12 protein-coding genes are annotated in these 14,890 nt (G+C 61.5%); 6 read left to right on the top strand and 6 right to left on the bottom strand.

Annotated features, from left to right (window positions below; translation table 11 throughout):
• The 5 genes from pyrR to gshB form a co-directional block, all read right to left on the bottom strand.
• Nucleotides 1–507 carry a bifunctional pyr operon transcriptional regulator/uracil phosphoribosyltransferase PyrR gene (gene pyrR / locus ACIQY3_RS21070; protein ID WP_403023026.1) on the bottom strand — a complete coding sequence of 169 codons (507 nt, stop codon included), beginning with the start codon at nt 505–507 and terminating at the stop codon, nt 1–3.
• Between the two features lie 82 nt (nt 508–589).
• On the bottom strand, nt 590–1,027 hold the full coding sequence (gene ruvX / locus ACIQY3_RS21065; RefSeq protein WP_005792259.1) for a Holliday junction resolvase RuvX: 438 nt from the start codon (nt 1,025–1,027) through the stop codon (nt 590–592).
• Nucleotides 1,027–1,599 (bottom strand): YqgE/AlgH family protein, encoded by a 573-nt coding sequence (locus ACIQY3_RS21060; RefSeq protein WP_403023022.1) that lies wholly within the window; start codon nt 1,597–1,599, stop codon nt 1,027–1,029. Before ACIQY3_RS21060 ends, ruvX begins: the two co-directional genes overlap by 1 nt.
• A gap of 193 nt (nt 1,600–1,792) precedes the next feature.
• A complete protein-coding gene (locus ACIQY3_RS21055) occupies nt 1,793–2,692 on the bottom strand; it encodes an energy transducer TonB (protein ID WP_403023019.1) in 900 nt (299 codons plus the stop codon).
• A 77-nt stretch (nt 2,693–2,769) separates the two neighbouring features.
• Nucleotides 2,770–3,723: a glutathione synthase gene (gene gshB / locus ACIQY3_RS21050; protein WP_403023016.1), complete on the bottom strand. Its 954-nt coding sequence runs from the start codon at nt 3,721–3,723 to the stop codon at nt 2,770–2,772.
• 225 nt (nt 3,724–3,948) lie between these two features.
• On the opposite strand from gshB, the gene pilG reads away from it, so the two are divergent.
• The 6 genes from pilG (at nt 3,949) to ACIQY3_RS21020 (ending at nt 13,953) form a co-directional block, all read left to right on the top strand.
• Complete coding sequence (pilG, locus tag ACIQY3_RS21045; protein WP_008152601.1) at nt 3,949–4,353, top strand: twitching motility response regulator PilG; 405 nt, start codon at nt 3,949–3,951, stop codon at nt 4,351–4,353.
• Between the two features lie 57 nt (nt 4,354–4,410).
• The gene (pilH, locus tag ACIQY3_RS21040; RefSeq protein WP_007897961.1) at nt 4,411–4,776 is read left to right on the top strand and encodes a twitching motility response regulator PilH; all 366 of its coding nucleotides are present in this window, start codon (nt 4,411–4,413) and stop codon (nt 4,774–4,776) included.
• A 10-nt stretch (nt 4,777–4,786) separates the two neighbouring features.
• Nucleotides 4,787–5,341 (top strand): chemotaxis protein CheW, encoded by a 555-nt coding sequence (locus ACIQY3_RS21035; RefSeq protein WP_403023012.1) that lies wholly within the window; start codon nt 4,787–4,789, stop codon nt 5,339–5,341.
• 157 nt (nt 5,342–5,498) lie between these two features.
• On the top strand, nt 5,499–7,556 hold the full coding sequence (locus ACIQY3_RS21030; RefSeq protein WP_403023009.1) for a methyl-accepting chemotaxis protein: 2,058 nt from the start codon (nt 5,499–5,501) through the stop codon (nt 7,554–7,556).
• A gap of 51 nt (nt 7,557–7,607) precedes the next feature.
• Nucleotides 7,608–13,502, top strand: coding sequence for an Hpt domain-containing protein (locus ACIQY3_RS21025; RefSeq protein ID WP_403023006.1), 5,895 nt, complete (start codon nt 7,608–7,610; stop codon nt 13,500–13,502).
• A complete protein-coding gene (locus tag ACIQY3_RS21020) occupies nt 13,495–13,953 on the top strand; it encodes a chemotaxis protein CheW (RefSeq protein WP_403022977.1) in 459 nt (152 codons plus the stop codon). The genes ACIQY3_RS21025 and ACIQY3_RS21020 overlap by 8 nt, the downstream gene beginning before the upstream one ends.
• Before the next feature lie 231 nt (nt 13,954–14,184).
• On the opposite strand, the gene ACIQY3_RS21015 is transcribed toward ACIQY3_RS21020, so the two are convergent.
• Nucleotides 14,185–14,556: a DUF6124 family protein gene (locus tag ACIQY3_RS21015; protein ID WP_403022974.1), complete on the bottom strand. Its 372-nt coding sequence runs from the start codon at nt 14,554–14,556 to the stop codon at nt 14,185–14,187.
• Nucleotides 14,557–14,890 lie beyond the last annotated feature (334 nt).

The following is a 14,890-nucleotide window of genomic DNA, read 5'->3' as shown; positions in this document are numbered from 1 at the left end:
TTAAAGGGCGAGGTCTTGCAGTTCAAGTACGAGCGGCGAAGGGCCGGACAGCTTCACTCGTTCGTGAGCGGCCAGGGCCAGGGTCGCGCCGACCACGTTCGGTCGGATCGGCAGCTCGCCGGCGTCCAGGTCCAGCAGGCACACCAGCGTCACGCTGGCCGGGCGGCCATAGTCGAACAATTCGTTCATGGCGGCGCGGATGGTGCGGCCGCTCATCAGCACGTCGTCGATCAGCACCAGGTCCTGGCCTTCGATCTCGAACGGCAGGGCCGAAGGGCGCACTTGCGGGTGCAGACCGTTCTGGCTGAAGTCGTCGCGGTAGAAGGAGACGTCCAACGTGCCGAGCGGCGAGTCGCTGCCCAGTTCATCGAGCAACGCCTGGGCGACCCAGACGCCACCGGTACGAATACCGATGTAGCGCGGTTCGCTGATGCCACGGTGTTCCAGGTGTGCCTTGAGACGGATCGCCATCTGGCTGATCAGTTCGGCGGGATTGGGCAGGCTCATGGTTGCTCCTTCTTGGGCCCGAGCCGGTGCGTGCGGGGTTTGGCTCGGGTTGTCGCTATAGAGAGTCGCTTGCAGCGGCTCTTCAGGATTCGAACAGTGCGGTGTTTTCGTCGAGCCAGCCTTGCAGCAGCAGGGCGGCGGCGATGGCATCGACCGGGTTGTCGCGGTAACTGCCTTTTTGCCCACCACGATCACGCCGCTCGCCCTTGGCCTCGAAAGTGGTCAGGCGTTCGTCGTGGGTATAGAAGGGCAGGTTGTAGCGGCCATTGAGGCGGCGGGCGAACTTCTCGGCCCGCAGGCACATGTCGCTGGGCGTGCCGTCCATGTTCAGCGGCAGGCCGACCACCACGGCGTCGGGCTTCCATTCCTTGATCAGGGCTTCGACCTGATTCCAGTCGGGAATACCGTTTTGCGCCTTCAAGGTGCACAGCTCGCGGGCCTGGCCGGTAATCACCTGGCCGACCGCTACGCCGATCTGTTTGGTGCCGTAGTCAAAACCCAGAATCAGTCGCAGGGCCATCAGGCGTGGCCCGCCTGGCTGGTCAGCAGGCTGAGATTGATCCCCAGGTGCCGGGCCGCCGCTTCGAGGCGCGACTCGCTGCTGGTGTTGAACAGGATGTCGGCGTTGTAAGGGCAGGTCAGCCAGGCGTTGTCGGCCAGTTCGGCCTCCAGTTGCCCGGCTTCCCAGCCTGCGTAACCGAGGGTGATCACGCTTTTCGCCGGGCCGACGCCGTCAGCGATGGCGAACAGCACGTCCTGAGAGGTAGACAAGGACAACTCGCCTTCCAGATCAACGGTCGCCTGGAAGGTTTTACCCGACGGATGCAGGACAAAGCCGCGATCAGTCTGCACCGGCCCGCCGATAAAGATCGGCACGTGCTGGCAGAGCACGGGTGGCTCGATGTCAGGACGCAGTTGTTCGAGGATATCGGCCAGGTTCAGGTCTTGCGGACGGTTGACCACCAGCCCCATGGCGCCATTGGCCGTGTGCTCGACGATGTAGGTCAAGGTGTGCGCAAAGTTCGGGTCGGCCATGTGAGGCATGGCGATCAGGAAGTGATGCTTGAGGTAGCTGGGGCTGACGTTCTTCATGAGCGCTAGTGTGGCGTTGGAGGGGCGAACTGACAAGCTGGGGATGCACAGGAAATGCCTCAATCCTGCAAACAATCGAGATCAAATGTGGGAGCGAGCCTGCTCGCGAATGCAGTGTGTCAGGCAACATTCATGTAACTGACACTCCCTCTTCGCGAGCAGGCTCGCTCCCACAAGAGGGATTTTTGGGGTGTCAATTACTGGAGAGTTTGTCGCCGCGGGCGAATTTCCAGGTACGGATGATTTCCAACCGGTCGATATCCGACAAATCCCCGGTAAACGGCGAAAACGGTGCCGCCAGCCGCACGATCCGCTGGGCTGCCTGATCCAGCAGCGGTTGCCCGGAGGATTCCAGCACCAACACTTCATACAGCGAACCATCGCGGTTGATCGAGACCATCAGGCGCAAATTGCCGTAGATCTGCTTGCGCCGCGCTTCGTCGGGGTAGTTGAGGTTGCCGATGCGCTCGACCTTCTTGCGCCACTCGTCTTTGTACCAGGCGCCCTTGTCTTTCATGGTCGAGGCCGCGCTCAAGCGGTGAATCCGCGGGCGCTTGGCGTACAGCTGTTGTTCGTTGGCCAGCTCCGCTTCCAGGCTGGCGATGTCGCTGGACAGCTGCGAGCTGTCGAACGTCGGCGCGGCCACGGCGGGTTTGGGCTGGGTCTTGGGTTCTTCGTTTTTGGCGGCGGCTTTTTTCGGCTTTGGCGCGACGGTGGTCACGGCAGCCTTGGGCGCGGCTTCCTGCACTTCAGGTTTGGCGGCCGGTGGCGGGGTGACTTTCTGCACCTTGTTGTCCTGGAACGGCGCGACCTCGGTGGTCTTGGGGATCGCCTTTTTATCCAGGGTGCCGCTGCCTTCCTGATTTTCCTGGGCCAGGAAGTCAGCCTTCTTCGGCTTGGTTTCGCTTTTGAAGGTGGCGAGGGTGATTTCCAGGGTTTTGCTGATCTGCTTGGGTTCCACCATCGAAAAGCCGACGCCCAACAGCAAGGCCAAGTGAATCAACGCCGCGAGAAACAGGGTAAAACCGAGGCGATCGGCCGGGCGCACGCCAATATGGGCGAGTTCAGCGGGCAGATCGGACGGGAGCGTCATGACAAGAAAACCAACATCGCGTTTTTTACAGGCCGGGGATGATAACGCAATGTTGGTCGTTTCTTGGCTGTTCTATATCAACGGGCCTTGAGCTTCTGATCGATGGCATCCATCAAAAGGCCACCAATGTCGGTGCCAAACGCGTTATCAATCTCGCGAATGCACGTCGGACTGGTGACGTTGATTTCGGTCAGGTGCTCGCCGATCACATCCAGGCCCACGAACAGCAGGCCTTTCTCACGCAAGGTCGGGCCAACCTGGGCGGCGATCCAGCGATCCTTGTCGCTCAGCGGGCGGGCTTCGCCACGGCCACCGGCGGCGAGGTTGCCACGGGTTTCGCCAGCGGCAGGAATCCGCGCCAGGCAGTAATCCACCGGCTCGCCGTCGATCATCAGGATGCGTTTGTCGCCATCCTTGATCGCCGGCAGATAGGCCTGGCCCATGATCTGCTGGGTGCCCAGCGCGGTCAGGGTTTCCAGAATCACCGACAGGTTCGGATCGCCCGCGCGGTGACGGAAGATCGACGTGCCGCCCATGCCGTCCAGCGGCTTGAGGATCACGTCGCCGTGCTTGGCGGCGAATTCACGCAACACGTCGGCGCGGCGGCTGACCACGGTCGGCGGCGTGCACTGCGGGAACAGCGTGGCGAACAGTTTTTCGTTGCAGTCGCGCAGGCTCTGCGGCTTGTTGACCACCAGCACGCCCGCGCGCTCGGCTTGCTCCAGCAGGTACGTGGAGTAGACGAATTCCATGTCGAACGGCGGATCCTTGCGCATCAGGATCACGTCCAGATCGCTCAGCAGCGCGTCGGTCTCGTCTTCCAGTTCGAACCACTTCTCAGGGTTGGCGAAGACTTTCAGCGGCCGCATCCGCGCCCGTGCTTCACCTTCGCCCTGGTACAAATCCTTCTGTTCCATATAGAACAGTTCCCAGCCGCGCTTCTGCGCAGCCAGCAGCATGGCCAGCGAGCTATCCTTTTTATAGGAAATGCTGGCGATAGGGTCCATGACAATCCCGACGCGAACGCTCATGGGTTTTTCCTCGAAATGGGGTGGCCCGAATGGACACGAAAAAGTGGCGTCAGAGTGGCGCTGAGTGTGTTCCCGGTCAAGGAAAAACCTCTGCGCGGGTCGGCCGATAGATTGGTTATTGAGACTGTGCTAAAAAGGTCGCCATGTCGCGCTGGCCCTTCAGTATCAAGGGTTTCGAGCCGTCAAACGGACAAATTGTTTCTCAAAGGCGACGGTAGAGCATTTATGGAACAGCATTCCAGCGCCTTGAAGGTCATGGTGATCGATGATTCGAAGACGATTCGCCGCACCGCCGAAACGCTGCTGAAAAACGTAGGCTGTGAAGTCATCACGGCCATCGACGGTTTCGATGCGCTGGCCAAGATTGCCGACAATCATCCGGGCATTATCTTTGTCGACATCATGATGCCGCGTCTGGATGGTTATCAGACCTGCGCTTTAATCAAGAACAACAGTGCGTTCAAGTCCACGCCAGTGATTATGCTGTCGTCCAAGGACGGGCTGTTCGACAAGGCCAAGGGGCGCATCGTCGGCTCCGACCAGTTTTTGACCAAGCCTTTCAGCAAGGAAGAACTGCTGAACGCGATCCAGGCCCATGTACCGGGCTTCGCCGCCGTTTTGCCGCAGTAGGACACGCACAGTGACGCTCGGCCAGCGGGCCCGGCGTTGACAAGAATGGGGAAGACCATGGCACGTATTCTGATCGTCGATGATTCGCCGACTGAAATGTACAAACTGACCGGCATGCTGGAAAAGCACGGTCATGAAGTGTTGAAAGCCGAAAACGGCGCCGACGGCGTGGCCCTGGCCCGCCAGGAAAAACCCGACGCCGTGCTGATGGACATCGTCATGCCCGGCCTCAACGGTTTCCAGGCCACCCGCCAGTTGACCAAAGACCCGGAAACCGGGCACATCCCGGTGATCATCATCACCACCAAGGATCAGGAAACCGACAAGGTCTGGGGCACGCGCCAAGGCGCCAAGGACTACCTGACCAAACCGGTCGACGAAGACACCCTGATCAAAACCCTGAACAACGTGCTGGCCGGTTGATCCCCCGGCCATGACCGAGTCGCTGACGGCTTTCGAACTGCTGCTGCAGATCGACCAGCGTTGTCGCGTGCTGGCGGCGGATTTGCCGTCCCAGCCGACCCGCCAGGACAGCTGGAGCGGCATCGGTTTTCGCCTGGGTGAGCACTGGTACGTCGCGCCGATGGGCGAAGTCAGCGAAGTCCTGCATGAACCGCGCTGCACCCAACTGCCCGGCGTCAAACCCTGGGTCAAGGGCGTGGCCAACTTGCGCGGGCGGTTGCTGCCGATCATGGATATCTGCGCCTTCTTTTCGGATAAAGAGCTTGGGCATGAGTTGTCGGGGGGGCGCAAGCAACGGCGGGTGCTGGTGGTGGAATACAAAGACGTGTTTGCCGGGTTGATGGTCGATGAAGTCTACGGCTTGCAGCACTTTGCCCAGGACAGCCTGGAAGCGGTGCCGCCGAGCGAGTTGAACGGCGCGATTGGCGCGTTCGTGCAGGGCCGGTTCCAGCGCGAGCAGAGCTGGCAAGTGTTCAGCCCGTTTGCGTTGGCACAGTCCCAGGACTTCATGCATGTCGCGGTGTAACCGGCCCAACACCAATCCAATGTGGGAGCGGGCTTGCTCGCGAAGGCGGTGTACCAGTCGACATCAATGCTGAATGACACACCGCCTTCGCGAGCAAGCCCGCTCCCACAAGGGGATCTACGGCGGGTTCTAAAGGTTGGTTAACAGGCGAGGACCGATGACAAAAGCAAAAACAGGTAAGCCAGAAGGGTCGCGCAGCCGTTCGCAGATCATCGTGCTGTTTATCGCGCTGATCATCTTCATCATGCTGCTGTTCGCCAACTTCGCTTACCTCAATACCCAGGCCACCTACGATAAACAGTACATCGGCCACGCCGGTGAGCTGCGCGTGTTGTCCCAGCGTATCGCCAAGAACGCCACCGAAGCCGCCGCCGGCAAGGCTGCGGCATTCAAGTTGCTCAGCGATGCGCGCAACGACTTTGCCCAGCGCTGGGGTTACCTGAAGAAGGGCGACCCGAGCACCGGCCTGCCGCCCGCGCCGTCCACCGTGCGCCCGGAAATGCGCGCCGTGCAGCTGGACTGGGAACGCCTGCTGAAAAACACCGACGCCATTCTCTCCAGCGAACAGACCGTGCTGTCCCTGCATCAAGTCGCCGCGACCCTGGCCGAAACCGTTCCGCAGTTGCAGGTCGAGTACGAAAAAGTTGTGGAAATCCTGCTCCAGCGCGGCGCCCCGGCGGCTCAAGTGGCCATGGCCCAGCGTCAATCGCTGTTGGCGGAACGAATTCTCGGCGCGGTGAACACCGTGCTGTCCGGCGACGAAAATTCCCAGCAAGCCGCCGACGCCTTCGGCCGCGATGCCGCACGTTTCGGCCAGGTGTTAACCGGCATGCTCCAGGGCAATCCGGCGCTGAAAGTCAGTCAGGTCGAAGACAAGGACGCACGCGCCCGACTCACGGAAATCTCCGAACTGTTCGAATTCGTCTCCGGCTCGGTGGATGAAATCCTCGAAACCTCCCCGGAGCTGTTCAAGGTCCGTGAATCGGCCACCAACATCTTCACCCTGTCGCAAACCCTGCTCGACGAAGCCTCGCACCTGGCCACCGGTTTTGAAAACCTGGCCGGCGGGCGCAACACCGACACCATCGGCGGCTACGTGCTGGGCTTGCTGGCGCTGATGTCGATCATCCTCATCGGCCTAGTGATGGTGCGCGAAACCAACCGCCAGTTGCAGGAAACCGCCGAGAAGAATGAGCGCAACCAAAACGCGATCATGCGACTGCTGGATGAAATCGAAGACCTCGCCGACGGCGACCTGACCGTGACCGCTTCGGTGACCGAAGACTTCACCGGGACCATCGCCGACTCGATCAACTATTCCGTCGACCAACTGCGCGATCTGGTGGCGACCATCAACCTCACCGCCGGGCAAGTCGCCGCCGCCGTGCAGGAAACCCAGGCCACTGCGATGCACCTGGCCCAGGCTTCGGAACATCAGGCCCAGCAGATTTCCGAAGCCTCCACGGCAATCAACGACATGGCCCAGTCCATCGATCAGGTCTCGGCCAACGCCGCCGAATCCTCTGCGGTGGCCGAGCGTTCGGTGGAAATCGCCAACAAGGGCAACGAGGTGGTGCACAACACCATCCACGGCATGGACAACATCCGCGAACAGATCCAAGACACCGCCAAACGCATCAAGCGTCTGGGCGAGTCTTCCCAGGAAATCGGCGACATCGTCAGCCTGATCGACGACATTGCCGACCAGACCAACATCCTCGCACTCAACGCAGCCATTCAAGCCTCGATGGCCGGCGACGCCGGACGCGGATTCGCCGTGGTGGCCGACGAAGTGCAGCGACTGGCCGAGCGCTCGTCCGCCGCGACCCGACAAATTGAAACCCTCGTCCGGGCGATCCAGACCGATACTAATGAAGCGGTGATCTCCATGGAGCAGACCACCACCGAAGTGGTGCGTGGCGCGCGTCTGGCGCAGGATGCCGGTGTGGCCCTGGAAGAAATCGAAGGTGTGTCGAAGACCTTGGCGGCGCTGATCCAGAGCATTTCCAACGCGGCGCAGCAACAGACGTCGTCGGCCGGGCAGATTTCCCTGACCATGAACGTGATCCAGCAGATCACCACGCAGACGTCGTCCGGCTCCACGGCGACCGCCGAAAGCATCGGCAACCTGGCGAAAATGGCCAGTCAGTTGCGGCGCTCGGTGTCGGGCTTCACTTTGCCGACCGAGCCCAAGCAGGCCACGGACAACGCGTGAACGCCTGCGGGCGTATGAATTGCTGCGGTAGAAATAGAGAGCGGAGTGGTTATGGGTGATCGGCACGACTATGTGGCCCTCGAGTGGGTCAAAGGCGAGATTGCCGAAACGCTGAAGCAGGCTCATCAAGCGTTGGAACAACTGCTGGATGACCCGCAGGCGACGCACGCGCTGAGTGAATGCCTGGCGTGCATCCATCAGGTTCACGGCAGTTTGCAGATGGTCGAATTCTACGGCGCGGCCCTGCTCGCCGAAGAAATGGAGCAACTGACCGCTGCCCTGCAACAAAACCGCGTCAGTCATCGCGATGAAGCCATTCATCTGTTAAGACAGGCGCTGGGGCAACTGCCGATTTACCTCGACCGGGTGCAAGGCGCACGCCGGGATTTGCCGCTCGTGGTGCTGCCGTTGATCAACGATCTGCGCAGTGCCCGGGGCGAAAGCCTGTTGTCGGAAACCAGCCTGTTCAGCCCGCAATTGCCAGAGTTGTCGCCCCTGGACGACGAAGAGCTGACGCGGCTGGAACCGGCAGACTTGCCCAATGTGCTGCGCAAGTTGCGGCAAATGTTGCAGATGGCCTTGGTCGGTTTGCTTCGCGAGCAGGATGGCGAAACCAATCTGGATTACCTGACCAAAGTTTTCGCGAGGCTTGAAGCGTTGTGCGGTAACGCACCGCTGAGCCCGTTGTGGCAGGTCGCTTCGGCGTTGGTCGAAGGCCTGCAAAAAGGCGCGATAGCCAACAGCCCGGCGCTGCGCAGCCTGTTCAAGGACGCCGACAAAGAACTCAAACGCTTGCTGGAACAGGGCATGGCCGGCATCAATCAGGCGCCGCCGCCCGAGCTGCTGAAAAGCTTGTTGTTCTACATTGCCAAAGCCGAACATCCCACCGGGCAGATGCTGACCATGAAAGATCGCTACGGACTGGACGAAGCGCTGCCCGACAGCGCGATGGTCGACGAAGAACGCGCACGCCTCGCCGGCCCCGACCGCGATGCCATGCGCTCGGTGCTCGCCGCTTTGTGCGAAGAACTGGTACGGGTCAAGGAACGCCTGGACCTGTTCGTGCGCAGCGACCGCCAGCACACCTCGGACCTCGAAAGCCTGCTGGCGCCCCTGCGGCAAATCGCCGACACCCTCGCGGTGCTCGGCTTCGGCCAGCCGCGCAAGGTCATCATCGATCAACTGGCGGTGGTGCTGAGCCTTGCCCAGGGCCAGCGCGAGCCCAACGACGCGATCCTCATGGACGTGGCCGGCGCCTTGCTCTACGTCGAAGCGACGCTGGCCGGAATGGTCGGCACCGTAGAACCGGAAAGCCAGGAAGAAAGCCGCCTGCCCACCACCGACCTGACCCAGATTCACCAGATCGTGATTCGCGAAGCACGAATCTGCCTGCAACAAGCCAAGGACATGATCGTCGACTACATCGACGCCGATTGGGATCGCCAGCAACTCCAGCCCTTGCCAGCGCTGCTGACCCAAGTGCGCGGCGCATTGGCGATGATTCCGCTGACCCGTGCCGCGAGCCTGATCGAAGCCTGCAACGGCTTTATCCGCGAACACCTGTTGGTGGACACTGATCATCCCGGTTGGCAGCAACTCGACAACCTGGCTGACGTCATCACCAGCATCGAGTATTACCTGGAACGCCTGAACGACGACCCGCAAGAGGCCAGCGAACAACTGCTCGACGTCGCTGAAAACAGCCTCGCATCCCTCGGGTTTTTCCCCAGCGAAAAACTCGTGCCGGTGCTCGAAGACGTACTCAGCCCCAACGAAGCCCAGGTCATGCAAGACCTGCAAGAACTGGACGATCCCGAAACCGTGCAATCCCTGGCCGCTGTGTTGGCCAGTCCGGTGTCCGCCGTCAACCCGCCCGCCCTGAACACGCCAGGCAGCCTGTTGCCGCCGCCGTCCGGCGAAGAACCGGTGGACGATGAACTGCGGGAAGTCTTCCTCGAAGAAACCGACGAAGTCCTCGAAGTGCTGCACGAATACCTGCCGCGCTGGTCGGCCAACACCGACGACGCCGCTGCGTTGAGCGAACTGCGCCGTGCCTTTCACACCTTGAAAGGCAGTGGCCGGATGGTCCGCGCATTGGTGTTGGGTGAAATGGCCTGGGCCATGGAAAACCTGCTCAATCGAGTGCTGGAGCACAGTGTTAAGCCTGGGCTCGCGGTGCAACAACTGCTGACCGATGCACTCAATCTGTTGCCGGAACTCATCAACGAATTCGCCGCCAATGCCCAGCGCCAGCGCGACGACGTGGACCGCTTGGCCGCCCGGGCGCATGCCTTGGCCAAGGGCGATGAATCGCTGTCCGACGAGGACACCCAGGACGTCGCCGCCCTCGATCCGCTGTTGCTGGAGATCTTCCGCAACGAAGCCGAAACCCACCTCGCCAGCCTCAATCGCTTCCTCGATCAAGCCGCCGAGCACGTGCCGCTGCAAGCCAGCGACGAGTTGCAGCGCGCCTTGCACACCCTCAAGGGCAGCGCGTCGATGGCCGGCGTATTGCCGATTGCCGAACTGGCCGCGCCGCTGGATCAACTGGCCCGCGAATACAAGGCGCACCTGATCGCCCTCGATCTGGATGAAGTCGAATTGCTGCTGGAAGCCGAAGGGTTGTTTCGCCTCGGTTTACGTCAGCTCAAGACCGATCCGCTGGCGGAAATTCCGGACGCCCGCTCGCTGATCGAACGCACCCATGCACTGCTGGACGAACGCCTGCAAGCCATCCTCAGCGCGCCGAACCGGGCGCTGCGGGTCAAGCGCGATCCGCAACTGATCAACAACTTCCTGGCCCAGGGCATGGACATCCTGCTCGACGCTGAAAGCCTGTTGCAGCGTTGGCAGCAACACCCCGGCGAGCGTCAGGAACTCAGCGCATTGCTGGATGAACTGACCACCCTCGGCGAAGGCGCGCACCTCGCCGATCTGCACCCGGTGGATGAACTCTGCGAAGCCTTGCTCGACCTGTATGGCGCGGTGGAAGAGAGCAGCCTGGCGGTCAGCGACGCCTTTTTCCATGAGGCACAAAGTGCCCACGAAGCGCTGATCAACATGCTCGACGAACTGGCCGCCGGCCAGGAAGTCAGCCCGCAACCAGAACGCGTGCGGGCCTTGCGCGGGTTGCTCGATACCAGCCTCGACCCGTCGGCCATGGGCCTGATTCGCAGCGACGGCAGCCGCACCCTGAGCATTCGCGAACTCGGTAGCGCCACCGCCGAGCTTTCGCACACCGCGACGCAGATTGAACACGACGACGAGATCGTTTCGATCTTCCTCGAAGAAGCCGTGGATATCCTCGAAAGCGCCGGCCAGGCCTTGCAGCGCTGGTTGAGCGACCCGGACAACGCCGCGCCGCTGTCGTCCCTGCAGCGGGATTTGCACACCCTCAAGGGCGGCGCGCGGATGGCCGAAGTCGAGGCAGTCGGTGACCTCGCCCATGAACTGGAAAACCTTTACGAAGGTTTGGTGGACCGTCGTTATAGCCACAGCGAAACCCTGGCGCGACTGCTGCAAACCAGTCACGACCGCTTGGCGGTGCTGCTTGAGCAACTGCAAAACCAGAAAGCGCTGGGTGATCCGGACGAGCTGATTGCGGCGATTCGCGAGTTTCGCCAAGGCAATACCGTCACCGCTGAAACCGTCGAACCGGCCCACGAACATGATTCACCGGGGCATGACCCGGAGCTGTTGGAAATCTTCCTCGAAGAAGGTTTCGACATTATTGAAAACTCCGGCGCGGCGCTGGTGCGCTGGCAGGCCGAGCCGTCGAATCGCCAGGAAGTCGAAACCCTACTGCGGGATTTGCACACGCTGAAGGGCGGTGCGCGGATGGTGGAAATCGCCCCGATTGGCGATTTGGCCCATGAGCTGGAATTCCTCTACGAAGGCCTGTCCGCCGGGGTGCTGCAACCGACGGCGGCGCTGTTCACGCTGTTGCAAAGCAGCCACGACCGTTTGGCGCAGATGCTCGACGCCACCCGCGCCGGGCAACCCTGTCCGCCGGCGGATCGGCTGATCGATGCGATCAAGAATTTCAGCCATCCAGCCGTTCCCGAAGCTCCGGTCGTCGTGCCGGTGGCTGCCAAAATTGAAGTTCCGGCGCCTGACGCTGGCGCCGACATGGTCAAGGTCTCGGCCGAGCTGCTCGACGATCTGGTCAACCTCGCCGGGGAAACCTCGATCTTCCGTGGCCGCATCGAACAGCAGGTCAACGACGCCCGCGTGGCCCTGAGCGAGATGGAAACCACCATCGAGCGGATGCGCGACCAACTGCGCCGCCTCGACACCGAAACCCAGGGCCGGATTCTCAGCCGTCAGCAAGTCGAAGCCGAACGCCTGGGCTACGAAGAATTCGATCCGCTGGAAATGGACCGCCACTCGCAATTGCAGCAACTGTCCCGGGCGCTGTTCGAATCCGCCTCCGATTTGCTCGACCTCAAGGAAACCCTCGACCGGACCAATCAGGACGCGGAAAACCTGCTGCAACAGCAGGGCCGCATTAACACCGAATTGCAGGAAGGCCTGATGCGCACGCGCATGGTGCCTTTCGAGCGGATGCTGCCGCGCTTGAAACGCATCGTCCGTCAGGTCTCCAGCGAGTTGGGCAAGGACGTGGAATTCGTCGTTGGCAACGCCGAAGGCGAGATGGATCGCAATGTGCTGGAACGCATGGCCGCGCCGCTGGAACACATGCTGCGCAACGCTGTGGATCACGGTTTGGAATCTGCTGAAGTGCGGATCGCGGCAGGCAAACCGGCCCAGGGGCGTATCACGCTGGACCTCGCGCGCGAGGGCGGCGACATCATTTTCGACATCCGCGACGACGGCGCCGGTGTGCCGCTGGACGCGGTGCGGCGCAAGGCGATCAAGCGCGGCATGCTCGCGCCGGACAGCGACATCAGCGACCGCGACGTGCTGCAATTCATCCTGCAACCGGGGTTCTCCACCGCCGAAAAAATCACCCAGATTTCCGGGCGCGGCGTCGGCATGGACGTGGTGCATGAAGAAGTGCGGCAACTGGGCGGCAGCATGGTTATCGACTCTGTGCCGGGGCAGGGCGTGCATTTCCGCATTCGCCTGCCGTTCACCGTGTCGGTCAACCGCGCGTTGATGGTGCAGTGCGGTGAGGATCAATACGCGATCCCGCTGAACACCATCGACGGCATCGTCCGCGTGCTGCCCAACGAACTCGAAGGCCATTACCGACTCGATCCGCCGACCTACAAATACGCCGGGCAGCACTATGAGCTGTGCTACCTCGGCGAACTGCTGAAAACCAGCACCCGCCCGAAACTGCTGGGCCAGAGCCTGCCGTTGCCGGTGTTGCTGGTGCAATGCAACGAACGGCACATCGCCGTGCAGGTGGATTCGATGGCCGGCACCCGCGAGATCGTGGTCAAAAGCCTCGGCCCACAATTTGCGGCGGTGCAGGGCTTGTCCGGGGCGACGATTCTTGGCGATGGCCGGGTGGTGCTGATTCTGGATTTGCTGGCGCCGATCCGTGCCATGCAAACCCGCGTGCCGCAACGACCGGTGACCCAGGAGGCCGAGGCCGAGCCGCACAAGCCATTGCTGGTATTGGTGGTGGACGACTCGGTGACCGTGCGTAAGGTCACCAGCCGTTTGCTCGAGCGCCACGGCATGAACGTACTAACCGCCAAGGACGGCGTCGACGCCATGCTGCTGCTCGAAGATCACCTGCCTGACGTGATGCTGCTGGACATCGAAATGCCGCGCATGGACGGCTTCGAAGTCGCCACCCAAGTGCGGGCCGACGAACGCTTGCAGCACCTGCCGATCATCATGATCACCTCGCGCACCGGTCAGAAACACCGCGACCGCGCCATGGCCATCGGCGTCAACGACTACCTCGGCAAGCCGTACCAGGAATCGGTGCTGCTCGAAAGCATCGCCCTGTGGAGCAAAACCCATGCTTGAACACCGCACCAGCAACCTCACCGGGCTGTTGCTGCCCCTGGCGGACCGCAACTTGATCCTGCCCAACGTCGCCGTCGCGGAGTTGATCGACTATCAGCCAGCGGCGTTCGATCTTGATACGCCGCCGTGGTATCTGGGGCTGGTGACGTGGCGGGATCGGCAGATTCCGTTGCTGAGTTTCGAGTCGGCGTGTGGCAATAAAGTAGTGATTGGCGAGCGCGTGCGCATCGTCATCCTCAATGCCCTCGGCGGGCGGCCGGAGTTGAAATTCATTGCGCTGCTGGTGCAGGGGATTCCTCGGTCTTACAAGCTCGATAGTCAGTTGAGCTATGTGGACGTGCCGTTGTGTCCGTTGGAGCAAGCGGCGGTGCAGGTGGGGGAGCAAGTGGCCAAAGTGCCGGACTTGTTGGCGCTGGAAGAACTGCTCGTCGCCGCCGGCTTAGCCCACTGATCGTTCCCACGCTCCGCGTGGGAATGCCTCAACGGACGCTCTGCGTTCGGTTCTGGAGGGGACGCGGAGCGTCCCGGGCTGCATTCCCACGCAGAGCGTGGGAACGATCAGAACTGCGGTGACTGTTCTGGCCTCTTCGCGAGCAGGCTCGCTCCCACATTTGAAATGCATTCCCCTGTGGGAGCGAGCCTGCTCGCGAAAGCGGCCTTCAATTCACTGAAGAATTAGCGGCTAAACCTTACCCTCAGCCATCGCCTCATGGTGATCCAGCACCCGCTCCACCAACAACTGCACACCGTCACTCAAACGGCTGATCGCCAAGGCTACCGAACGGCGTGTGCCTTCCACATCGTCCGCCAAATCCGCCGCAATCGCGCTGATGGACAGCAGATCTTCGGAAGCATTGGCCAGCATGGCTTCGGGGTCGTTGATATCCGGGGCGACGGCGAAGAGGTTGTATTTACGGCGCTTGGAGCGTTTTTCTTCAGCAGGAGGGAAGTAGTGGGCGAAGGCGCGGTCGGCGGCTTCTTTCATTTTTTCTGTGTCGAGGGATGCTTGGGGATTGGTGCCGGATTCCGGGGGGTTGGGAGTGGCTTTGAACATAGTGAATCTCCAGTAATGAGTTTCAGCTGCTCCCTCGGTTCCAGCCGAAGGGGTGGCAGCTGTACGCGGGCTGGAACCCGAGGTGGAGAAAACCCGGTAGACCCGAAGGTCTCCCGCGCACAGCCGCCATAACTGGATGCTCACATTAAAGGTGCGCAAGCATACGTCATGAGGGGCGCTTTCGCGCCTTCTACACCACGGGATTCCAGACCCGGTCGCTGAATTGGCAGCGACCCCCAAACGATAACGATCAACGCAAAACCCCACCAGTCAGCGGCTTCCCCCATTGCTGTAGGCAACAACGCCAGACCACGTAGCCGCTGACCCCTCCTGT

Origin of the sequence: Pseudomonas sp. NPDC096950, from assembly GCF_044762525.1 — a bacterium.
Classification (GTDB): Bacteria; Pseudomonadota; Gammaproteobacteria; order Pseudomonadales; family Pseudomonadaceae; genus Aquipseudomonas.
This window is presented reverse-complemented; position numbering and strand designations above follow the sequence as displayed.